13 protein-coding genes and 17 pseudogenes are annotated in these 22,555 nt (G+C 70.6%); 29 read left to right on the top strand and 1 reads right to left on the bottom strand.

Annotated features, from left to right (window positions below; translation table 11 throughout):
* Positions 1-2,187: 2,187 nt before the first annotated feature.
* The 9 genes and pseudogenes from UK94_RS52475 to UK94_RS73905 all read left to right on the top strand — a co-directional run.
* Positions 2,188-2,412, top strand: coding sequence for a DUF4333 domain-containing protein (locus tag UK94_RS52475; protein WP_268761365.1), 225 nt, complete (start codon positions 2,188-2,190; stop codon positions 2,410-2,412).
* Positions 2,413-2,476: 64 nt separating this feature from the next.
* Entirely contained in the window at positions 2,477-2,710 is a 234-nt protein-coding gene (locus UK94_RS14735) for a hypothetical protein (protein WP_041938643.1), read from the top strand.
* Between the two features lie 862 nt (positions 2,711-3,572).
* A partial coding sequence (locus UK94_RS14745) for an EndoU domain-containing protein (RefSeq protein WP_235487939.1) occupies positions 3,573-4,267 on the top strand: 695 nt, incomplete at its 3' end.
* 7 nt (positions 4,268-4,274) lie between these two features.
* Positions 4,275-4,326, top strand: a 52-nt coding sequence (locus tag UK94_RS52480; protein WP_235487996.1) for a hypothetical protein, incomplete at its 3' end; no start/stop codon positions are given.
* A 1-nt stretch (position 4,327) separates the two neighbouring features.
* Positions 4,328-4,493 (top strand): annotated as a pseudogene (locus tag UK94_RS52485) (corticotropin-lipotropin); the annotation flags it as partial.
* 1,581 nt (positions 4,494-6,074) lie between these two features.
* On the top strand, positions 6,075-6,290 hold the full coding sequence (locus UK94_RS14765; protein ID WP_011601518.1) for a helix-turn-helix transcriptional regulator: 216 nt from the start codon (positions 6,075-6,077) through the stop codon (positions 6,288-6,290).
* On the top strand, positions 6,283-7,164 hold an 882-nt coding region (locus UK94_RS14770), incomplete at its 3' end, for a HipA domain-containing protein (RefSeq protein WP_235487941.1). The genes UK94_RS14765 and UK94_RS14770, both read left to right, overlap by 8 nt.
* A gap of 1,391 nt (positions 7,165-8,555) precedes the next feature.
* Positions 8,556-8,955 (top strand): annotated as a pseudogene (locus tag UK94_RS52490) (restriction endonuclease); the annotation flags it as partial.
* Positions 8,956-8,987: 32 nt separating this feature from the next.
* Positions 8,988-9,047, top strand: a pseudogene (locus UK94_RS73905) (hypothetical protein); the annotation flags it as partial.
* A gap of 78 nt (positions 9,048-9,125) precedes the next feature.
* On the opposite strand, the gene UK94_RS33790 reads toward UK94_RS73905, so the two are convergent.
* Positions 9,126-9,290 carry a hypothetical protein gene (locus UK94_RS33790; protein ID WP_011601521.1) on the bottom strand — a complete coding sequence of 55 codons (165 nt, stop codon included), beginning with the start codon at positions 9,288-9,290 and terminating at the stop codon, positions 9,126-9,128.
* Positions 9,291-9,714: 424 nt separating this feature from the next.
* Between UK94_RS33790 and drmA the strand changes: the two are divergent.
* From drmA to UK94_RS73915, 20 genes and pseudogenes are all read left to right on the top strand, one after another.
* Positions 9,715-12,398, top strand: a pseudogene (drmA, locus tag UK94_RS14780) (DISARM system helicase DrmA); the annotation flags it as partial.
* A 1-nt stretch (position 12,399) separates the two neighbouring features.
* On the top strand, positions 12,400-12,699 hold a 300-nt coding region (locus UK94_RS52500), incomplete at its 3' end, for a hypothetical protein (RefSeq protein ID WP_235487943.1).
* Between the two features lies 1 nt (position 12,700).
* A pseudogene (locus UK94_RS52505) lies at positions 12,701-13,569 on the top strand (helicase-related protein); the annotation flags it as partial.
* Positions 13,569-13,853: pseudogene (locus UK94_RS52510) on the top strand (hypothetical protein); the annotation flags it as partial. The pseudogenes UK94_RS52505 and UK94_RS52510, both read left to right, overlap by 1 nt.
* Position 13,854: 1 nt before the next feature.
* A pseudogene (locus UK94_RS52515) lies at positions 13,855-14,544 on the top strand (hypothetical protein); the annotation flags it as partial.
* 26 nt (positions 14,545-14,570) lie between these two features.
* Positions 14,571-14,712, top strand: a pseudogene (locus UK94_RS52525) (hypothetical protein); the annotation flags it as partial.
* A 21-nt stretch (positions 14,713-14,733) separates the two neighbouring features.
* Positions 14,734-15,174: pseudogene (locus UK94_RS52535) on the top strand (DUF1998 domain-containing protein); the annotation flags it as partial.
* Position 15,175: 1 nt separating this feature from the next.
* Positions 15,176-15,273: pseudogene (locus UK94_RS52540) on the top strand (hypothetical protein); the annotation flags it as partial.
* 1 nt (position 15,274) lies between these two features.
* Positions 15,275-15,494 (top strand): annotated as a pseudogene (locus UK94_RS52545) (hypothetical protein); the annotation flags it as partial.
* A gap of 56 nt (positions 15,495-15,550) precedes the next feature.
* The gene (gene drmC, locus UK94_RS14790) at positions 15,551-16,393 is read left to right on the top strand and encodes a DISARM system phospholipase D-like protein DrmC (protein WP_011601524.1); all 843 of its coding nucleotides are present in this window, start codon (positions 15,551-15,553) and stop codon (positions 16,391-16,393) included.
* Positions 16,394-16,936: 543 nt separating this feature from the next.
* The coding region (locus tag UK94_RS52550; RefSeq protein WP_268761350.1) for an N-6 DNA methylase at positions 16,937-17,631 on the top strand (695 nt) is incomplete at its 3' end.
* A 997-nt stretch (positions 17,632-18,628) separates the two neighbouring features.
* The coding region (locus UK94_RS52555; protein ID WP_268761351.1) for a serine/threonine-protein kinase at positions 18,629-19,191 on the top strand (563 nt) is incomplete at its 3' end.
* A gap of 1 nt (position 19,192) precedes the next feature.
* Positions 19,193-20,248: pseudogene (locus tag UK94_RS14800) on the top strand (tetratricopeptide repeat-containing protein kinase family protein); the annotation flags it as partial.
* A gap of 658 nt (positions 20,249-20,906) precedes the next feature.
* A pseudogene (locus tag UK94_RS52560) lies at positions 20,907-21,213 on the top strand (DUF2075 domain-containing protein); the annotation flags it as partial.
* Positions 21,214-21,223: 10 nt separating this feature from the next.
* Positions 21,224-21,411 (top strand): hypothetical protein (locus tag UK94_RS52565; RefSeq protein WP_235487944.1); only part of this gene is annotated, 188 nt, incomplete at both ends.
* A 161-nt stretch (positions 21,412-21,572) separates the two neighbouring features.
* Positions 21,573-21,855: UvrD-helicase domain-containing protein (locus UK94_RS52570; protein ID WP_235488006.1), on the top strand; the 283-nt coding region annotated here is incomplete at its 3' end.
* 65 nt (positions 21,856-21,920) lie between these two features.
* A pseudogene (locus tag UK94_RS73910) lies at positions 21,921-22,278 on the top strand (DNA helicase); the annotation flags it as partial.
* A 1-nt stretch (position 22,279) separates the two neighbouring features.
* A pseudogene (locus UK94_RS52575) lies at positions 22,280-22,341 on the top strand (hypothetical protein); the annotation flags it as partial.
* Between the two features lies 1 nt (position 22,342).
* A pseudogene (locus tag UK94_RS52580) lies at positions 22,343-22,413 on the top strand (hypothetical protein); the annotation flags it as partial.
* 1 nt (position 22,414) lies between these two features.
* Positions 22,415-22,505 (top strand): annotated as a pseudogene (locus tag UK94_RS73915) (hypothetical protein); the annotation flags it as partial.
* Positions 22,506-22,555 lie beyond the last annotated feature (50 nt).

Below are 22,555 nucleotides of genomic sequence, written 5' to 3' on the forward strand. Positions count from 1 at the left end.
TGACGAAGACGTACAATCTGGTGTTCGATCCTGCTTGTAAGGATGCCGATATCGTCGAGTTGCGGGAGATTCATCGGCTTATCGACGAGGCTACCTTCCGGGCCTATGGCTGGGACGACATGATCGACCGAGGGCTCGACCATGGTTATCACCCGGCCGGGAAGTACACGCGGTACACGATCGGGCCGTGGGCGCAGCGGGAGGTGCTCGACCGGCTCCTCGAGCTGAACCATGCCCGGTACGCCCAGGAGGTCGCCGCCGGGCTGCACGAGAAGGGCGCCAGGAAGAAGGGTTCCCGCGCCAAGCCGGCCGCCGCCGNGCCGCCGGGCGAGGCCCTGTTCGACATATAAGTCCATGCTCGCCCGACCCGGCCGTCGTGTACGCGGTCGGTCGGTTAGAGTGAGCGGTCGGCCGGCGAACGGTTCATTTTCCGTCTCCGTCGGCCGCCCATCGCCGAAGGCTGGGACAGGCTTCGGTACACGCTGGTTCAGGGGGAATCCATGCGTCTCGATGCACCGCTTCACCGCACCGCCTCGGCGGCCTTCGGCATCCCGGCCGGATGGCCGGCCGGCTCCATCGCCGCTGCGGAAACCATCGCCGGGTGCACTCTGTCATAGCGCCTTCGGCATACCCGCCGGTCGTCATCACCAGACTGGCCGGCGGGAATGGATACGGCGTCGTGCGCCGAACCGTTGGGAGCCGGTGGCAGTCCTGAAGCCGTAAACCGCGTTCAGGTTCCGGTCCGACGGCCATGTCGGCGAGCGCGGAGACGAGGCTCGCCGCATCACGCAAGCCTCGCGGTGCCACGGTCATTCCGTGCGCCGGGGAGGCGTATTCGATGCTGCCGGAAAACGATGACGGCAGCGATTGTCACGGGGGTTTTCGCATGGGTAAGGCAAGGCTTTTCGTCGTCGCCACCGTCCTCGCCGGGATGGTCGGGCTGACCGGCTGCCTGGAGGACACGTCCGTCTCCACCACGGGGACGACCGCCGGCTCGGCGCAGGGCGCCGCCGCGAACGGATCGACCGGCGCGCCGGCCGGCAAGCCGGNCTCGGCGGCGGGCGGCGCGAAGCAGGCCCAGTACGGCGAGGTTCTGGAGGTCCGCAAGGGTGGTGACGTCGCGGCGACCCTCAGTGTGGCCGCGCCGAAGGCGGTCGGGTCCTTCTTCGGTGGTGCCAGCAAACCGACCAGTGGCCCGGCGTTCGCCACCTTCATAGTGTCGTTCAGCTCGCAGAAGCAGGGCTTCAACGTCAACCCGTTCGACTTCTTCGTCCGCACGCCGGAGGGCGCCCGGGTCCAGCCGACGTTCGGCTGCGAACCGGCGTTCAACGCGGCGACCCTCGGCGCGGGGGAGAAGTTCCAGGGCTGCCTGACCNTCGACGTGGCCCACGGCAACCTCGTCTACACCTCGGGCCTGTTCGACTCCACCAGCCTGGTGGAGTGGCCCGGCTTCTGAACCCGGACCAGACCGGCCCGTAACACCCCGCAGCGGCAAGCAAGTGCCCACGACAGGAGTTCGTCATGTCCGCTGGCTTCGAGGTTCCGGCGGTACCGCCCGAGCCGTCATACCGCGACGATGCGGCCGGTCCCGCGCTCTCGCCGCCGATCCTGCCCCCGCCACCCCCACCGCCGGGCTGGTATCCAGATCCGGACGACCCGGGCCGGCAACGGTGGTGGAGCGGGGTCACCTGGGCTGCGGCTACGCCATCCGTGCCCCCGCCGTCCCCTCCGCCCCTTCCCTCTTCACCGTTCTCCCCTCCGCCTTCCTCCCCTGCGCCATCGCCGGTGTCGTCGCCCGGGCCAGATGCCGCGTTCGGGGAGGTCGGCCGGGAGATCGCGAGTGAGGTGACGGCCTGGGCGCTTGCCGTGACGCCGCTGGTCGGGCTGGTCGNCGAACTGGTCATCGCGGCGTTATTCGCAGACCTCGGCGTCTCGACGTCGGTCCTGCTGGGGCTCCTCGTCGGGTGGGCCTGCGGCCTTCCGCTCGCGATCGCCGACTACCGGGCGCTGCGTCGACTCGGCGAGGATCCGGCCCACTGGGCGGTGGCGCTCGTCGCGCCCTGGGCGTACCTGTGCGCGCGGGCCATCCGGCGGCGGCCGGCGCCGTGGACGACCTGGGCCGCTCTCGGCCTGTGCGCGACGCTGACGCTCCTGACCATCCTCGTCAGCACGCCGCTGACCAGGAGCGTGCTGACGGCGAACGCCGTGTTCGATCAGGGTCGGGTGCAGCGGGAGATCGCAGCCCAGGTCAAGAGCCAGAGCGGCGTCACCGTGAAGGTCTCCTGCCCCAAGGACCCGCCGCTGTCGGCCGGCTCCACGTTCCGGTGCCTGGTCAGGGGCGGGGGCGGTGCCGGCTTCGCGACCGTCACGATGGAGGACGGCAGCGGCAGCTACACCTGGGTGATCCCCTGATGGCCAGCATCATGGCGGACGGGAAACGCTCACGGCCGAAAGCGGACCGGCAGGGGGCGACACCGTGAACCGCTGGATCACGCGGGTACTGGCGCGTTCACGCCGACGAGGCGCGCGGGTCGAGCCGGAGGTGCGGCGCTCGGGCTTCGCGCCCTGGCGCCTTCCCGACGGTTCGATCGAGAACCCGGTGAACGTGAGCACGGAGGAGTACTGCGCGCTGGGCATCACCGAGGTCGTGCGGCCGGGCGAGGACGGCTACGAGAAGCTTGACACCTGGCTGAAAAGCCGCGGCAGGTAGAGGCCAGGGNAAGTAGGCCAGCAGGCNGCGGTCAGGAGCGTTTTAGCACCCCGCAACACGACCCGGTGAAGGGACCTGATGGAATCACAGCCGTTCTACGCTGCCCCGGAGACTGCTCAAGAATGCACCGAGTGGTTCGGTTACCGGCGCGACGCCGTCTCCGTCGAGGTTGCCGCGGTCAGGGAGCGGATCACCGATGNCGCCCGGGACGGCGACTGGGAGCCACTTTTTCGCGAGCTCGACGCCGCCAGTTATCAGAACTGGGTGAATTCCACGCGACTCGACGGGCATCGCGAATTTGCGCCGTTGCATCAGGCGGCCTGGCACGGTGCGTCATCAGGCATCGTGGCAGGGCTGCTGTCCCGCGGTGCCTGGCGCACGCTGCGGACCACACGGGGCGAGCGCCCCATCGACATCGCCGCCGCCCGCGGCCACAGCCACTTGGCCGACGTTCTACGCCCCGTTGTCCGGCACCCGCTTTCGGTCGAGGTCGTGGTCGCGCTCGAACGCCGGCTGCACCCGCTGCTGGCGGAGGTGAGTATGGGCCTGACGGAGCAGCAGCGGATGCGCCTTCCGCAGGTGGCTGTGCTGACCGAGATCTCGGAAGGTCGGCTCTGGTTTCCCGTTCCAGGCATGTACGGCGGCGCGGACATTCGCCTGGAGGCAGCGGAGGGGGCGCTGATCGTGGAAAGCTGGTGCCGGGTCGTCGAGGGTTCCGGCTGCCGGCACCGTGTCACTCCCGATGGCACCGTCCTCCTGGCGGAAGGTTTCGTCTGAGCTCGCCGGCAGCTGATCCGCCACGGAGCTCGGCAATCCGCCCGTAGCGCAGGGCGTTGCCGCAATACTGTCCCCGTGAGCATCGATGCCGCGTGACCTCCCGGCACCCGGTGCTGATCTCCCCGAACCTTTGCCCGGCGCGGCGGCGGATCGGACGGATCGGATCAGCGGCCCCGAGGCCAAGGCGCGGCTGCTGGACCTGGCGGCCACGCGGGCCGGCGATGCCTCCAAGCCCGTCGATTCCAGTTTTCCCGAACAGCGTGGGGAGGAACTGTCGGGCCCGGAGAGGAAGGCGCGGGCCCTGGATCGGCTGGCCCTGGGCCGGCTGGCCCTGGAACACGGCGGGGACTCTGCCGACGTCGTCCGCCGCCCGCCAGCGGCGCCACAGCGCGAGCTCACCTCCGCCGAGCGGAAGGCGATCCTCCTCGACCAGGCGTCCGACCGCCTGCAGCGAAGCGACCGGGAGTCAGCGGGGGAGGCGGAGCTGTCCGGCGGCGCCCCCGAGCAGCACCGTGACCGTAGCGTCCCGATCGGACCCGATCGGCCCGTTCCTACCGACCTCCGCCCTCCGATCACGGAAAAGGCGTTCAACCACGTCCTGAACGGCGAATGGAGTAGAAAGGGGAAGCCGGTGGGTTTCCATAGCGCGCCGGAGGGTGTTCCTCCGGAGGGACGGAGAGTTTCCTGGGCCGCGGAGCCGACTGTCGAGGGTGCGTACGGGGCGAAGGTCGAGTTTCGGAACGAGTCCACGGGTGAATGGCGCGAAAAGAAAGTGCGCCANCATACCATGTTCCCGGACTTCTGGAGTACGGAAAAGGTCCGCGGCGCGGTGCAGAGTGNCTACGACGAGGTCTACGATACGCAGATATCTCCTGCACTGAGAGCCGGGTCCGATCTTTCGAAGACCAAGTGGACCGGATCCTACGAAGGGGTTCACATCAGGTTCTACGTGGAACCTGACGGATCCGTTCGAACCGCCTTTCCGGTCATCGATGAGGAAGATTGAGAGGTGTGNGATGTGGAAATTCGTCGAGAACGAGAAAGGTTGGCTCAAGGTCGACCCGGCGGATCACTTTCCGGAAGGTAAGTTGCTGGGGATCCGAGACTGGCTCGAGGATGATATCCAGCACAGTCTCCGGAGTCTGGAGCTGTTCAGGGACGACTGGCGCCGGGTGCGATCGGGGGAGTGCGAAGGGACCGCCGGAAACTCCACCGAGCAGACTCTCGTCGGGGACGAGGTGTTGTTCGAGTCGCTGTACGAGCGGTGGGACGACTTCGCGATGCCGCTTGCGGAGATGTACGAGATCCTGGACAGGTACGAGGACTTCCTCAGGGAGAGGGCCGCGCGCCGTCGACAGGCCGCCGCCGGGGGCTGAAGTGGACAGTTCTGTCTCGGCGATGGGCCGGTACGCCGGNGGTGGCCAGGCTTCGGTGAGCGATGGCATCGAGCTGCGGATCGAGTGGATCGACGCACCGGGCGTACGTGCTCCCGAGCCGGCCGCCACCTGGGCGAGGTACGAACTGTGGGTGGGTGNCAGATGCGTGACGCAGGTGGAGGAGCCGGATGGAACTTTCCGGCGGTCGGTCTACGGCAGTGTCTATCCGCTGGCTGAATGGATCGCCACCAACTGGTGGCCGCTGACGGGGCACATTCGCCCCTCGGCCATCAGATCCGAGCACTGGACCTGGTCGAACCTGCGCCGGTATCCCTGACTGCGTTAGCACAACCTGCGAGGTGCCGGGGACGGAATGGCCTGGCCCGATCTGACGGCGGTGCCCGAAGGCGCGGTCACCCGGGTGGTCTGGGCCGCCGACGACGACGGAACACTCGGACAGCCACGGTTCGCGTCGAGCGGGCAGGCGCTGGTGCCTTCCGAGGAGGCCAGGCATCCAGCTTCGACGACAACGAAGCTCGATGGTCGGAATCAGCCCCGACCTCGCGATCGGCGGTGAGACTGCCGGGGCCGGGCCCCTCCAACGTCCGGAGCTTCGCCTCGACTCCGCCGGTCTGCGTCCCGTCACCACCGCCACCGCCACCGAGGGCCCGCCGTTCGAGCGCGGCCATCTTCGCCTCGATGCCCGGGGATTCCGAGACCGGGCTCGGCGGCGCCGCGGNCTCCGGATGGTCTGAAGCATCCCAGGGAAGATCACGGGCCATCGGCGCTCACCGTGCCAGTATCGTCACTCCAGCTGCGGAAGCGCTACAGATCCCCGGAGATCTCCCGAGCCGAGGTAGCTGTCCGGACGACAGGGAATGCGCCGCATGTCCGGCCTCGGCTCGCGTGATTGTGACGGAGTTCGTCGCGGACCGGAAACAAGCGGTCGTGATCTCGGTGGCGGCCGTCTGTCGATCGGCATCTAGTGATCGTCAAGGGCTTCCGGGCCTCGCCCGTCAACGCCTGATCGCAGGAGTCGGCAGGTGGCAACGCCTCGGTCTCGCGCACGCCCCCGGTCACCCCGAAGGCCGGTGACCGCGATCGTGGGGGTCGGGGTCCAAGGTCAGCGCCGAACCCGTCCCCGGTGATATTGCTGTTTACAGATAGCGGCGTAGTATTGGTCAATGGTGATACCGGCGGGTGAGTACCAGGTGATCGCGGCACGGGACCTCGGCGCGGCGATCAAGTACTTCCGAACCTCCGCCGGGGTGACGCAGGTGGCAGCGGCCGAGGCGACGGGGGTCGGGCAGTCCTACATCTCGTCACTGGAGGCGGGCAGGTTCGGCAGTTCGCTGACACACGCGTTGCGGCTGTTGCGGTTCGTCGGGTGCGAGGTTGTCGTCCGGCCGAGGCGGGCACGTGGCTGACCATCTGGTGGCCTGGCTCTACGAGACCCCGACGGCGGTTCTGACGCCTGGGCCGGAGTTCCGGATCACGCTGGAGTGGCGGGCCGAGGCGGTGGAGCGGTGGGGAGCGGGTAGCCCGGCGCTGTCGGTCGGGCTGCCCATCGGGGCGGTGATCGGTCCTCGGGACATGCGGGGTCTGGACTTCTTCGAGAACGTCCTTCCTGAGGGGCCGACGCTGCAACGGATGGCGGCTATCGCCGGGGTACGCCCAGCCGACACCTACGGGATCCTGAAGGCGTTCGGCCGCGACTGCGCCGGCGCGATCCAGGTGCTACCCGAGGGCGAGGAGCCAGGCACCGGTGACGAAGGCGGCTACCGCATGATGAGTTCCGATGACCTGCGCCGAGTCATCGGCGCGTTGGACGTCGCCCCGCTGGGGGTGGCGCCGGAGCGCGGGTTCCGGCCGTCCCTGGCCGGATTCCAGCGCAAGGCGCTGTTGGGCCGCGCTGCCGACGGCTCCTGGCAGCTTCCGACGGGGGATGCCCCGTCGACGTGGATCCTCAAGCCCGACGGCCCGCACGCGATGGCCGCCAACGAGGCCACCTGCCTGGCGCTCGCCGCGGCCTGCGGGCTGGCGGCGGCGGAAGGGGAACTGCTCGACGTCGCGGGTCTCCCGGTGCTGGCGGTCCGGCGGTTCGACCGGCAGGAGCGCACCAGCGGGCGGCTCCCGGTCAGGGTGCACCAGGAAGACGGCTGCCAAGCGACCGCGACGCCACCGGGAATGAAGTACGAGGAACAGGGCGGCCCGTCGCTGCGCGACTTCGCCGAGGTGCTGCGGACCTTCGGCGACCCCCGAGATGTCACAGTCCTGCTGCGCCGGGCGACCTTCAATGCGNCCGTGGGCAACGCCGACGCGCACGCAAAGAACTTCGCGATCCTGCACCAAGCCGACGAACCGGACGTCCGCCTCGCCCCCTTGTATGACGTGGTGTCGACGATCGCCCTCGAGCTCCGCGACCATCTCGGACAGCCACTGCGAGCCGACACTCACCTCGGCCAGCGGGTCGGCGGGCAGGCAGACATACAGGCGGTGACCGCAGCCAACCTCGTGGACGAGGCGACCACATGGGGCCTGCGCCGACGGACCGCCGCGGCCGTCGTGACCGACACGCTGGACCAGATTCTCGCGTCCATTCCGGACACGCCCGGAGACGACAGGGTCCGCGCCGTCATCAAGCAGCAGACCGAGCGAGTCCGTCTCGGGAGGAATTCACCGTCGAAGCCGTAGCGAGCTGCACGCGCTGCTCACCCGGGAACCAAACGGCGATCTCGGCCCGGTCTTCAGGCCTCCCGCCGTCGAAACCGAATGAGCCCGAAGCGGCGACAACTTGATCTACAACTTGGAAGCTGAGTTGTCGCTCAAGTTGTAGATCAACTGCAAGTCGTGGGTGGTGGAACGCCGGTCACGGGCTGCTGGACGACGAGGTCGGGCTGACGGCCCCGCGGTACCCCCGTGNACCGCTCAGTAATCGGATGATACTGATTGTTGCTGGGGAGGGGTGCCACCCACAGCCCCAGGACGGCAGGCGATCGGTGGCTGGGGTGAGAGTGGCGCGAACGCTGCAGGAGACACTCAAGGAGTGCGCCGAGCGGCTGGGGCGGTACCGGCAGGGGCAGCGTATCGGTGAGCAGAACACCAAGGCCAGCCTGATCGAACCGGTCATCGAGGNGCTCGGCTGGGACATTCATGACCTCGACGAGGTCAACCGGGAGTACCGGTTCGGCCCGTCCGCGAACCCGGTGGACTACGCGTTGCTCCTGCTGCGCAGACCTCGCCTCTTCATCGAGGCGAAGGGGCTCGGGGAGGACCTTTCCCAGCTCAGGTGGGCGACCCAGGTGCTCAGCTACGCCACGTCGGCCGGGGTGAGATGGGTGGTGCTCACGAACGGTGATGAATGGCGAATCTACAACGCGCACGCGCCGGNCCCGGTCGACCAGAAGCTCTATCGGTCGGTCAGCATATCCGCGGATCCGGGCGGNGCGGCGGACGTACTTGCCCTGCTCGGCAAGGACGCGATGAACGGTGACCGGATCGATGACCTGTGGNGCGCCGAGTTCGTCGACGGCCAGCTCCGGTCCGCCCTCGCGGAGCTCTTCGACGGCGGTGACCCGGCGGCCGAACTCGTCTCGCTGCTCCACCGGCGCACGCGGGACCTGAGCGAGGCCGACGTTCGGGCCGGGCTGATCCGGACCCGCGCGACCTTTGACTTCCCGGTGGCCGGTGCCGTGCCCAGCACATCCTCCCTGCCTCCGGCCGCCTCACCGCCACCATCCCCGAGCGGAGTCGGGATCGGTCCCTCCCCCCGATCGGGCTCGGCGACGAGCGCGGCCACCGGCCCGCCTGCGCCGACCGCCGTCGCCTCGGCCACGGCGACCCAGCCAGCTCGGGTCACACCCGAGGAGCGGAGCCTGAAGCTGACCGATCTGGTCAAGGCCGGCATGGTGCGGCCCGGAAGCACGCTGACCGGCGACTACCGCGGCGGGCGGCGCACGGCGGAAGTACTACCGGACGGGAAGGTCATTTTCGGCGGCGACGAGTTGTCGTTGAGCGCGGCGGGGGCGGCGGCAAAGGTTGACATCGCCGGCCCCGGTCTGCCGGAGACCGCGCGTCAGACGGACGGCTGGGNGTTCTGGAAGGCACCCGACCCGGTGAACGGNCAGCTCGTCAGTCTCAAGAAACTGCGCCGAGACCTGGCTCGATCACTCCCTCGCCGCCCCNCTCCGTGAGACCCGGCGGATCCATGGAGGATACGGCGGATCAGGAGAAGACGTCGGTATCGACGATGACGTAGTCGCTTACTGCGGCAGCTGGCCTCCGCGTGCAGACATCGCCGCGGTGAGAAAGTCGGCGTACTCCTCGTTTGTCAGCGGTTCCGACAGAGCCAGCTCGGCCAGGCTCCGCACCGGTCGCACCCGCTGCTGCGCAGCGAGTTCGTCGAGCGTGTGATGGGCAGAGGTCATCGGCTCAGCTCCATCCTGACGCCAGCCGCTCTATCTGATTCCCGCCGTCGCGCGGAGCTAATGCGTGGCAGTGGTGTTACCGCGGGTAGTCAAGTCGACCGTAGCGGGCAGGCGGGCCGTCGGAGCCCGGGGAACTGTCGGACGTGCGTGGGATGGTGCCCTTACGCGAGCCGGGATCACGGTGTAGTCTGTGAACTCGGTACACAGGTTTGCGTGGGGTGCGCCGGACCCGACCGCTTCGAGGGGGAGATGAGCCGTGGTGGCGCTGGACGGTCAGAGCGCGCTGTTTCCCCCGGAGAAGGGCGCCTCGCCCTCGCTCGCCGGATCGGGGGGTGCGAGCGGGGGCGGTGCGGGTACCTCGGACGGCCCTTCGCCGGCGGAGATTCTGGACAAGCCGGTGGAGTTCGTCCCGGCGACCTCGTANGAGGTTCGGGACGCCTTCGCCGATCTCGTCCGCCGCGACCTGCTCGGGCCCTGGGACGGGGAGCAGGAGGTGTTCCACCACCGGGCGATGGGGCCTCGGGAGCGGTACCTCGTGGGCATGCTCGGTCCGAAGCCCGCCCCGCGCGGAGCCCGGGAGGCGGCGGCCGCCGACACGGTGGCCGACACCGAGACGGCGGTGCAGGGCGACGCCGAAACCGACCTGCCCGAGATCCTCACCCCGCAGAACCGGGGCCGGATCTGGGCGTCGTCGATGGGGCTGTCGTTCGCCGTCCCGGCCGGTCCCGACGGCGCGGCGGTCGACGTCGTCGCCGTCACCGCCACCTGGGGGCAGTACGTCCGGCAGGAGACCGAGGACGACGAGGGGCGCAAGCGCACCGCCTGGGCCCGGGAGCCCGTCGTCCACGCGAACCGGGAGATCCGGCTGGACGGCTCGCTCGGCTCCGACGCGTACCGCGTACCGCTGGTCGGCGACGACGAGACGGGAGTCTTCCTCGCTGTTGTGCTGCGCGAGTGGGCCGGCCCGCGCGAGCGGTCGGGCCGGCGGATCGTCGAGCTGACCCTCGTCAACGGCCAGCCGGAGCCGCCGTCGCATGCCGACACGGCCTGGCTGTTCCAGCCTCGGCTCACCGTGACCGCGCTCGACGGCGAGCGCGCCGTCTTCCTGCCCGTCGACGATCCCGAGGACGGTGTCGGGGCAGACCACGACGGCCACGACCACGAAGACCACGAGGAGCTGCACCTGCGGCTGCTCTACCGGACGCAGCGGCGGTACGCGAACGGTCGCAACGTCGCGGTGCATCCCTCCGTCCGTGACGGTGAGCGCTGCGCCCACCGGCTGGAGACCACCTGGCTGCCCACCTATGACGTCCCGTCGACCATCGCGCCCGCGGGTCCCGGTACCCCGCTGGAACACGTCGAACTGGCCATGGACGCCCTGGCCGTCGCCGACGCCGCGGACCTGCGCCGCGGGCTGTCGCCGCTCGCCGACGGCTACGACGCCTGGCTCGACGAGCGTGAAGCACAGGTGCCGAGCCTGCCCGAGCGGCTGCGGCCCGCCGCCCGCACGGCCATCGGCGAGGCCCGGGTGGCGGCGGGTCGTATCCGCGCCGGGATCGCCCTGCTTGCAGACCCGGCCCAGCCCCGTCAGGGCGAGGCGTTGGCAGCGTTCCGGTTCGCCAACCGGGCGATGGCGGCCCAGCGCCGGCACACCGCCATCGCCCGGCTGCGCGACGAGCACGGCCTGAGCTACCCCGAGGCGACCGCCAAGGTCGAGGCCGAGGGGGCCAGGGCGGCGTCCTGGCGGCCGTTCCAGCTCGGGTTCGTCCTGCTCAACCTGCCTTCGTTGACCGAGCCGGCCCATCCGGAGCGGGCCGCCAACGCCAGCGCCGTCGTCGACCTGCTGTTCTTCCCGACCGGTGGCGGCAAGACGGAGGCCTACCTGGGGCTGACCGCCTACACCTTCGCGATCCGCCGGTTGCAGGGCACGATCGGCACCGGGCTGGACGCCCGCTCCGGCGAGGCCGGTGTCGCCGTCCTGATGCGCTACACCCTGCGCCTGCTCACCGCCCAGCAGTTCCAGCGGGCGGCGGCCCTGGTCTGCGCGGCCGAGGTGCTGCGCCGCGCCGACGAGGCCACCTGGGGCGCGGTGCCGTTCCGGATCGGGCTGTGGGTCGGCGGTGGAGTCTCCCCGAACCGGTTCGAGGAGGCCCGCGACCAGATCAGCGAGGCCCGCGAGGTGGGCAACGGCAAGCGGGCCAACGTCCTGCAGACGTTGAGCTGCCCGTGGTGCGGCACGGCGCTGGCCGCCCACACCGACGCCCACGTCGACGAGGACACCAGCCGGGTCCTGCTCTACTGTCCCAACGGCGAGACTGGCCCCAACGGCGAGGGCGCCGACGCGTGCCCCTTCTCCCGCCGGCTCTCTCCCGGGGAGGGTCTGCCGGTCCTCACCGTCGACGACGAGATCTACCGCTATGCCCCCAGCCTCGTCATCGCCACCGTTGACAAGCTCGCCCAGCTGCCCTGGCGCGGCGAGGCCGGCATCCTGTTCGGCCGGGTGCGCGAGCGCTGCCCCCGGCACGGTTACCGCCACGACGATCTCGACGCCCGCACCGGCTGCGCGTCCCGGCACCACCGCCGCAGCGACCTGCCGGCCGTGGCCAGCGAGCCGGTGCGCCGGCTGCGCCCACCCGATCTGATCATCCAGGACGAGCTGCACCTCATCTCCGGTGCGCTCGGCACCACCGTTGGCCTGTTCGAGAGCGCCGTCGACGAGCTGTGCTCCTGGCCCGTCCCGGCCGACGCGACGGGCGCCGCCGGCGGCACGACGCTCACCGGACCAAAGATCGTCGCCTCCACCGCCACCACCAAGCGGGCCCGCGACCAGGTCCTTGGCGTGTTCGGCCGCCGCCTCGCCGTCTTCCCGCCGCAGGTCGTCGACGTCGCCGACACCTTCTTCTCCCGCCAGGTCCCCGTCACCCCCGCCACCCCGGGCCGGCGCTACCTCGGCGTCTGCGCCCACGGCACCCGGATGAAGTCGGCAGAGATCCGGCTCGCCGAGATCCTGCTCCTCGCCGGGCAGACCCTCTTCGACCGGCACGGGGAGACCGCGGAGGCGTACCAGACCCTCGTCGGCTACTTCAACGCCACCCGGGAACTCGCCGGNATGCGTCGCTACCTCGACGACGACGTCACCACCCGGGTGCGCACCCACGGCACGCGCAAGGGCTTGTCCAACCGCATCGTCCCGGCCTCCGGCATGCTCACGATCTCCGAGCTCACCTCCCGGGTGTCCTCGGCGGACATCAGCGACGTGCTGAAGCGGCTGGAGATCGCCTTCGATCCCGACCTCGACACCTCCAGCCGGCGCCAGGCGATCGCTGACAACTGGCGAGACGCGTACCGCGTCCGGGACAGCCGGGTCCGGGAACGGCCGACCGCCCATCCGGTGGCCGAGCGGGCCCGGNCCCGTCAGGACCGGATCCCCGTCGACGTGGTCCTCGCGACGTCGATGCTGCAGGTCGGCGTCGACGTCTCCCGGTTCGGGCTGATGGCCGTCATCGGGCAGCCGAAGAACACCGCGGAGTACATCCAGGCGTCGTCGCGGGTCGGCCGCGACGCGGCGCGACCCGGGCTCGTCGTCACCCTCTACAACTGGGCGCGGCCCCGCGACCTCGCCCACTACGAGGACTTCGAGCCCTATCACGCCAGCTTCTACCGGCAGGTCGAGGCCCTGTCGGTCACCCCGTTCACCCGGCGTTCGCTCGACCGCACTGCCACCGGCACGTTCGTCGCCGCGCTGCGGCATCTCGACGACGCGAACAGTCGCAACACCGACGCGCACGCCGTGGACCTCGCTGGCCCGATCGCCACCGGCCTGATCAGCCGGCTGCTGGCCCGAGCGGAGGCCGTCGCCGGCCCGCGCGGCCAGGAGTACCTCGGCGAGCGACTGCGGGACCTCGTCGACCGCTGGCAGCTGATGAAGACGGGGCCGACCCGACTCGGCTACCGCCGCAGCGGTGGGCCGCAGAAGGTCACCGGCCTGCTGGAGCCGGCCGGCCACGGCCGCTGGGAGGTCCTCACCGTCGCCCAGTCGATGCGGGAGACCGAGCACGAGATCAACCTTCTCGTTCCCGGCGCGGACGAGATCTACAGCCCCGCCTACGGGGAACCGGGATGGAGCTTCGGGGCGCCTCCGGACGCGGATACCGACACCGACCCCGACCCCGACACCGACATCGGCGAGGACGACCGGGACGAGAACGCCCCGGTCGGCGACGAACTCGGGGAGACCCGGCTGGCCCCGGCGCGACCCCGGCAGGGGAGGGGTGCCTGATGGCCACCAGGTTCCACCGGCGCGTCGGTGCGGTCCGGCCGAGCCATCTGATGTTCACCAGTGGGGTCGGCGCCCTCGTCGACCTGCCCAGCTTCTCCGCCCTGGTCCGCGGGCTCGACGACTGGGACTATCGCAACGTCCCCGAGTACGAGCCGATCGCCGAGCCCCGGCTGCTCGCCGCCGTGCGCCGGGTGTACGACCGCAACGTCACCGAGCTGCGGCCAGCCCCCTGGGCAGACACGGATCCCGGCGACCGCAGCGGTCAGGGCGCCCGCATCGGCGTGNCGACCACGCCGTTCCCGAACTGGCTGCGCTGCACCGCCTGCAACGAGCTCGACGTGATCGCCTCGCGGACCTTCACGTTCGAGAATCCGTGGCTGCACCGCCCGCAGGACGCCCGCTTCTTCCACGAGGTGTGCGGCCGCAAGAAGTCCGGCCGCCGGCCGCTGGCCGTGGCCGCGCGCTTCGTCCTCGCCTGCACCGCCGGGCATCTCGACGACTTCCCCTACGTGATGTTCGTCCACCGGGGCGGCGAGTGCGCGAAGGCGAGCCACCCGCGGCTGCGGATGGAGGACCGGGGCGGCAACCTCGGGGCCAACGTCGAGATCCGGTGCGTCAACTGCGATCAGCGGCGCAACATCCGGGACGCGATGGGCCGCCGCGGCACCCAGAACCTGCCTCGCTGCCGGGGCCGTCACCCGCACCTGGGAACGTTCGCCGACGACGGCTGCCGAGCCGAATCCCGGCTGCTGGTCGTCGGCGCGTCCAACCAGTGGTTCGCCCAGACGCTGTCGGTGCTCTCCGTTCCCCGCACCGGCGCCAGCGAGCTGGCGGCCAAGGTCGAGCAGCACTGGGAGCATCTCAGCCAGATTCCCGGCGAGACGATGATGGGGTTCTCCCGGTCGGTGATGCCGGTGTTCCGCCAGCTGGAGCGGTGGACCGACGCCGAGGTCTGGGCCGCGGTCGAGCGGCATCNGGCGGCGCTGAACGCGGGTCCCGGNGACGGCGCCGAGGAGGGCGACGAACGGGGCTACCCGGATCTGCGCACCCCCGAATGGGAGATCTTCTCCTCGCCGGTGCTGCCCGAGGCCAGCGACGACTTCGCGCTGCGCCGCGATCCCGACGGGGTGCCGCCCCGGCTGGNCGGCTTCTACACCGACGTCNTGCAGGCCGAACGGCTGCGGGAGGTGCGGGCGCTGACCGGGTTCACCCGGCTCGACGCCCCCGACCCGGACGATCCCGACCTCGTCATCCGGGCCCCCCTGACCCGGGGGCCGGCCACCTGGGTGCCGGCCAGCGAGGTCCGCGGCGAGGGCATCTTCCTGCGGGTACCCGAGGAGATCCTCGGCCCGTGGGTGGCCCGGGTCGCCGACAGCACGGAGATGCGCGAGCACCGCGACGCGTACAGCCGCTTCCGCGTGAACCGCTACTCGGATCGGATCGCCGGCGACTTCGACCCGATGCAGGGCTGGCCCGGGGAGCGGTTCATCGCCCTGCACTCCCTGTCCCACCTGCTGATCCGGACCATCGCCCTGGAGTGCGGGTACAGCTCGGCGAGCCTGAGTGAGCGCATCTACGCCGGCTCCGACGACGATCCCCGCGGCGNCATCCTCATCTACACCGCCGTCCCCGACGCCGAGGGCACCCTGGGCGGGCTGGTGTCCCTCGCCGAACCCGACCAGCTCCTTCGGCTCACCCGCCGGGNCCTGGCCGACGCCCGGCACTGCTCCTCCGACCCGCTGTGCGCCGAACGCCTGCCGTATGCACCGGCCGACTTCCTACACGGCGCCGCCTGCCACGTCTGCCTGTTCGTCTCCGAGACGACCTGCGAGCGCGGCAACCGGTTCCTCGATCGCCGCTTCGTTGTTCCTCTCGGCGACGGCCCGCAGTACCGAGACCTCGCCCTGTTCGACGAGCTGCCGTGAGGGCGAAAGCTCCATGATGATCGGGATTCCCGGTGAGGGTGTGCAGGTGATCGGCGTTGACGGCATCGTCTGAACCGGGCCGGGCGCGCGACTTCGCGGCGGCGGTCGCCGCCGCCGTGAGCACGCTGGGTCCGGCCCGGCTGGGTGAGCTCGCCGATCGGATCGGCCCGCGATCGGCGCCGCCGGGGGCAGCCGTGGGAGAGCCTGGCTGGGAGGAGGCGGTGATCGCCGCCATCGCCGGGCCGGCTGCCCGGGACGCCGTCCGGGCGGTCCTGCGTGCCCGCCGAGCCGAGGAGATCGCCCCGGCCGAGGCGGCCGCCTACCTGCACGGGGTCAGCGCCGGTTATGCGGGGCGGGCCGCGGAGACGCGGGTGGAGTCGGTGTGGAGCGGGCCGGGCAGCCGTGAGGTGCCGGTCCGGGCGACCGCCCGGGTGCTGATGGACCTGGTCGCCGAGGCCACCATGGAGCTGATGCTCATGACCTATGCGGCCCGCCCCTATCCGCCGCTGCTGACCGCGCTGAGTGCCGCGACAGGGCGGGGGGTGGCGGTCAGCGTCGTCGTCGAGACCCTTCAGGGGGCCGGGGGCGGACTGGCCGGCAGCGAGCCGGCGGCCGCGTTCGCGAGCGTGCGCGGGGTGCAGCTGTGGCACTGGCCGACCGCCCGCCGTGGACACCTCGGTGCCCGGATGCACGCCAAGATCGCCGTCGCCGACCGGCGGGAGCTGCTGGTGTCGAGTGCCAACCTGACCTCCTCGGGCGTCGAGGAGAACATCGAGGCCGGTCTGTTCGTCCGCGGCGGGGCTCCCCCGCGCCGAGCCGCCGAGCACCTCGCCGCGTTGCAGGCGAGCGGCGTGTTGGCCCGTCTTCTTCCCGGCCCCGAGCTGGCGGCGGGAAGCTGAGCGATGCCGAACGGTAGCGACGTCTCGGCCACGGTCACCGCGTCCGACATCGCCCGCCTCGCCGGCGTGGGCCGCGCGGCCGTCAGCAACTGGCGGCGCCGGTTTGTCGATTTCCCGCAGCCGGTCGGCGGCACCTCCACCAGCCCGCTGTTCGCGCTGACGGCGGTGGAGGACTGGTTCGATCGGCATGACCGCCCGTTTAGCGTCGAGGTCGGCGACCGGGTCTGGCAGCAGATCCGCGGGACCGTCGAAGATCCCCGGCTGGGTGAACTGGTCGGGCATCTCGGCGGCTTCCTGCTCCACCACCAGCGGGACCGGGACGCGGCGGTCGGATTGCTCGGGGAGCCCGACGCCGCGGCCGCTCGTTTGTTGGGACCGGCGATCGAGCGCGCCGCGCCGGACCTTCCCGTCGGCTTTCCACTGATCTGGGAGCCGGACTGGGTGCCGATCGCCCGGTCCGCCGCCGCCGCTGCCGACCGGGACGGACATGCTGCGCTCTTCGAGGTGCTGCGTGTCCNCTATCGCGAGGTGTACTCCCGACAGGTGGCCGAGACCCCGCCCGCGGTCGCGGACCTGATGGTCGGACTCGCCGGCCTTGGGAGAATGGCCGGGGAGCTCACCGTCCTCGACTCCGCCTGCGGGGTCGGGGGGCTGCTGGAGGCGGCCCGGGTCGCGGGCGTCCGCCGGCTGCTCGGCCAGGATGTCGATCCGACGGCGGCCCGGATCACCGGCGCGGGGCTGCTGCTGCACGGCGCCGACGCACGTATCGTCGCGGCGGACTCCCTGCTGGCGGATGCTTTTGTCGGGGGGCAGGCCGACGTCGTGCTGTGCGGGCCGCCGTCCGGGCAGCGGGCCTGGCCCCACGACGAGCTGGTCGACTCGCCCTGGTGGGGCTACGGGGTGCCGCCACGCGGCGAGCCGGAGCTGGCCTGGGTCCAGCACTGCCTGGCCCACGGGCGGCGTGGCGCGCCGGTGTTGGTCCTCATGCCGGCCGCCGCCGCGTCCCGACCTGCTGGGCGGCGGATCAGGGCGAACCTGTTGCGGGCCGGGGCACTGCGGGCCGTGCTGGGGTTGCCACTGGACCTGTTCGGTGCCGGCTCTGCGCCGGATCTGTGGGTGCTGCGGGTGCCCGGCGACGACGTGCCTCCCGCCCAGGTGCTCATGGGTCTGGCGAGCAACGATCCGAGCACGGTCCAGAGGGCCTGGTCGTCGTTCACCGACTCGGCCCCGGCGAGCGANCCGGNCAAGGCGGCTGAACCAGGCGGAGCGGTTCTGCCGGCCGGATTCCGGCGGATGCCGATCACCGACCTGCTCGACGGTGAGGTCGACCTGAATCCGCGGAGCCACGTCCTGGTGTACCCGGACAGCGTTATCGAGCGCGAGTTCCCGGCAGTGCGCGAGGAATTCCTGGCCGCGCTGTCGTCGCTGTCCGCGCTGACGCCGAGTATTCCGCCGCCGGGCATATCATCGCCGGCCAAAACGTCCGGCTCCACAGCGGAGCCCGCGGNGGCGTTCGAGACGGCCGGCGCAGCGCAACCGGCCTGGGTCACGGTGGGCCAACTGGCGAAGAGCGGGGTTCTGACGGTACTGACAGCCCCGCTGCAGACCAGAACTGACGCTGGCGACCTGCCATTGCTCACTGCCGCCGACGTGCGGCGTGGCCGGGGAGCGTCCGGTCGGACCGGTCTACTCCCCGGAATGCTGATGCTCCGATCCGGAGACGTGGTCTGCGCGATGGCGGNGGGGAGGATCGCGGCCGAGGTGATAGATGAGGTGGGTGCCGTGCTCGGGCCGAAGGTGGCGCTCCTGCGTGTCGATCCCGAGCGCCTCGATCCGCATTTCCTGGCTGGCAGCCTGCGGGCCGCGGGCTATCGAGCGGCTGGGGGGCTGGGCGTCGGCGATGAGGAGGGACTCGGTAGTCGGTCGGGCGGGATGTTGTCGCGTCCTGACCTGCGTCGGGTCCGCATCTCCGCGCTGGCGCTGGCCGCCCAGAGGGAGCTGGGGGCGGACTTCCGTCGACTCCAGCGGCTGGAGAAATCGGTGCGCGAGGCTGCCGAGCTGGGCGAGGAGATCATTCGGGTCGGCTACCTCGGTGTAGCCGACGGCCGGCTGCGGGTCCGGGGCGACCCCGATTCTCGGTAATGCCGGCTCCTGCTCGCTGGAGATTTCGGTGGAGTGTAATCTCAAGCCGTCTGATGGGAAAGGCTGATCGGGGGCGCGATGGCCGGACGTTGGATGATCGATCGGCGGTACGAGCTGGAGGCTCTGCCGCTGGCTAAAGGAGGAATGGGCGAGGTCTGGGTCGGCCGGGACGTGAAGCTCGACCGGGAGATCGCAGTGAAGTTCGTCCGTTTTCCCGATGGCCGGCCCGACGAGGAGCTCGTTCGTCGTTTCATCCGTGAATCGCGAATAACCGCCCGGCTGGTGCATCCGGGGGTTCCCGCCGTCTACGACGCGGGCACCCACGAGGGGCGGCCCTATCTGGTCATGCAGCGGGTACATGGGATCAGCGTCGCCGATCTCGTTGCCGAGCAGGGAGCGTTGCCGATCGGGTGGGCGGCGGCGATCGCGGCCCAGGCCGCCGCGGTGCTGGCAGTCGCGCACCGGGCGTCCCTTGTCCACCGCGATCTCAAGCCGGCGAACCTGATGCTGGAGCCAGACGGCACGGTCAAGGTGCTCGACTTCGGCCTCGCGGTCGCACTTGACCGCACCGACCTGTCGAAGATCACTCTGACCGGACAGCATCTCGGCAGTCCCGCCTACATGGCCCCGGAGCAGGTGCTCGCCGGGCTCAGCGCNCCGGCCACCGACCTGTACGCGCTGGGCGCGACCCTGTTCGAGATGCTGACCGGCCGGCGGCTCTTCGCCGGGTCGTCGTCCTACTCGGTCATGCATCAGCAGGTCGAGGAAGTCCCGACCCGGGCCAGCGCTCTGCGCGCCGACGTTCCCCCAGGTCTCGATGCGCTGGTCGCCGACCTGCTGCGCAAAGCACCGGAGGAACGGCCCTCCGGCGCGGAGTCGGTGTATGAGGCGCTGGTCGGCTGGATGACGGACCTGGTTCCGCTTCCCGGAATCGTCGACCCCGCCGCGAATAACCCGGTCCGGATGTACAACCGGATCACCGCCTACGTGCATCCTCCCGCGCCGGCTCTGTCCGCGCCGATTACCACCGCGCCGACCTCACCCGTGCCTGGCTCTGACCTACCGGGGCCTGGCGTCGTGGAACCGGCACGGTCGGACGCGGTGGCTGTGCCGCAGCGGCGGTCGCAGTCCGCCGGCGGGATCGACCAGGTCGAGCTTCGCCGGGCCCGGGATGAGGCCCACTCGCTGGCCCGGGCCTCCCGATACAGTCAGGCCACCGCGATCCTGACGGAGGCGGTGGCTCGGGCCGGACGGGAGATGGGGGCTGACAGCGCCGACGTGCTCGGGCTCCGTCTCGAGCTCGCCGAGCTGTTGTTCGAGGGGGGTGACTTTCGCCGCGCCGTCAGCGAGTATGAGCGGCTGGTTGCCGACCTCGCCCGCCGGGATGGCCGGGACAGCGAGCGGCTGATGCTTGCGCGCCTGCGGGAGGCGACCTGCCGGGCCCTGACTGGTGAGACGCCGCGGGCGCTGGAGCAGCTCGGGGCGCTGCTGCCCGACGAGACGCGGGCGTTCGGCGCGGACGATCCCCGCGTCCTCGAACTGCGCCGCCAGATCGGGCTGTTGCAGCTCGGGGCCGGCCACCGGGCTGCCGCGGTCGAGACCCTCTCCGCCCTGCTCGTCGACCTGCTGCGGGTCTGGGGACCGGAGCATCCGATGGTGCCGGTGGTTCGGGAGCTGCTCGCGGGCGCGGATGCCGCGGCGGCGGTCCACTGAGCCCGCCGGCCCGCTGATCCTGGTGGTCCGCGCAGGGCCGACGAGGGGGCGGCATGCGGTCGGCGGGGGCGCCCGGGCAGTGGGATTCGAGCAATGGACGAGAGGCGGTGACGTGGCGCGGCTCGGGATCGACAAGGAGTTCCTGCTCGGATTCGCGGCCCTGGAGAAACAGGTGCAGAACCGGGTGCTCGACGTGTTCGCCAAGTTCGAGGCGGCGACCCACGCCGGTCTCCATCTGGAGAAGATCGGGAACGTCCGTGACGACCGGTTCCGGACGATCCGCATCGACAGGTTCTGGCGGGGNGTGGTGCTTGCTCCGGACAGCGGCGACACCTACACGTTGCTGCGGGTGTTGCCGCATGACGACGCCTACGCCTGGGCCCAGCGGCGTCGCGTGTCGGTCAATGNGGCAACGGGCCGGATCGAGATTCGTGACGTGGTCGCGATCGATGCGACGCTCCCGGAGTTGACCAGGCGGGCCGAGCAGGCACCCAGCCGGCTGTTCGCAGACGTGGCGGACAAGGATCTGCGCCGGCTCGGCATCGACGAGCAGACGCNGGCCTTCGCTCGTGTGCTGACGGATGTGCGGCAGCTCGAGATGGCGCGCGGCTTCCTTCCCCCGAACCAGTGGGACGCCCTGTTCGGCCTGGCGGCGGGGATGACGCCGGAGGAGGTGTGGGCCGAGATCGGGGCCGCGTCCGAGGCCGACCGGGCATCCTTCGACGCCGATGACGTGGTCGCCGCGGTCGAGCGCAGCGCGGATCGGGTGGTTCTCGTGGACGGGCCAGAGGAACTGCTGGAGGTGTTCCGGCACCCGTTTGCCCTGTGGCGGGTATATCTGCACCCGACCCAGCGTCGTATCGCTCAGGCTCGTTTTCGGGGGCCGGCACGGGTGACCGGCGGGCCGGGGACCGGGAAGACCGTCGTGGCCCTGCACCGCGCGCGTGATCTCGCCTCACAGGGGGNCGGTCGGGNGCTCCTGACCACCTTCACCTCGACGATGTGCGACTCGCTGGCCGCAGACCTCGACCTGTTGGTCCACGATCCGCTGGAACGCGAACGGATCACCGTCGCGACGGTGAACAAGATTGCTTACGACGTCTTTCGGGCCTGGCAACCTCAGCCGACCATCCTGACCGACGCTGAGGAACGCGCGGTGTGGCNCACCGCCACTCGCGGTCTCGGCCTCCCGTTCTCCGAGAGCTTTCTCTCGGAGGAATGGCGGCAGGTCATCCTCGCACAGGAGATCATCACGGAGGCGGGGTATCAAAAGGCGCGTCGGGCCGGGAGGGGCCGTCCGCTCGGCCCGCGCCAGCGAGCTCAGGTGTGGGCCGCCTGGCGGCAGTTCGATCGAGAACTGCGCGCCTCCGGCCGGTGGACTCATGAGATGATCTGTGTCGAGGCGGCACGTCTGCTGGAACGGGCACCGCATCGGCCATACCGGCATGTGGTGATCGACGAGGCGCAGGACCTCAGCCCGGTGCAATGGCGCTTCCTGCGGACGGCGGTCAAGCCAGGCGCGGACGACTTCTTCCTCGCCGGCGACGCCCACCAGCGCATTTACCACAACCGAGTGAGCCTGAGGGAGCTCGGCATCCAGGTGGTCGNCCGGTCTGCGCGGCTGACGGTGAACTATCGGACGACCGCGGAGATCCTCGCCTGGAGCCTGGGAATGCTTCGCGGCGAACCGATCGACGACTTGGACGGCGGTCTGGATTCGGTGGCCGGCTACCGGTCGGAGCTCCATGGGCCCGTGCCTCGGCTACAGGGCTTCGCAACCTGGAACGATGAGATCCGGGAAGCCGCCGAACAGGTGCGGGCCTGGATCCGTGCCGGCGTGGCACCGGACGAGATTGGTGTCGCCGTGCGTTCCAACAAATTCGCCGAATCCTTACTGCCCGCCCTGCATCGGCTTGGCGTTCCCGCGCGGCTGCTGGCCCGGTTGCCCGAGCAGCAGCCTGCGCCGATCGAACGGGCTGGAGGTCCGGCGGTTGCGGTCGGCACTATGCACCGGATGAAGGGGCTGGAGTNCCGGTGCCTGACGGTTCTTGGTGTCGGCGAGCGTCAGGTGCCCGCCCCGGGCGCGGTCACGCNAGCCGGGGAGGACGAAATCGCACACGCCCAGGACGTCCAGCGAGAGCGATGCCTGCTCTTCGTCGCCTGCANCCGTGCACGGGAGGAGCTGTACATCTCCTGGCATGGCGCTCAGAGCCCGTTTCTCGCCCAGCTCGGCCCGGCCGCCGTTCGCTCTACGTGATCCGCCGCCGTGATCGGTGAGCATTTCCCTGGCAGTGCGTCGGCCGGCGC

Source organism: Frankia sp. AvcI1, assembly GCF_001420875.1.
In the GTDB taxonomy this organism is placed as follows: Bacteria; Actinomycetota; Actinomycetes; order Frankiales; family Frankiaceae; genus Frankia; species Frankia alni.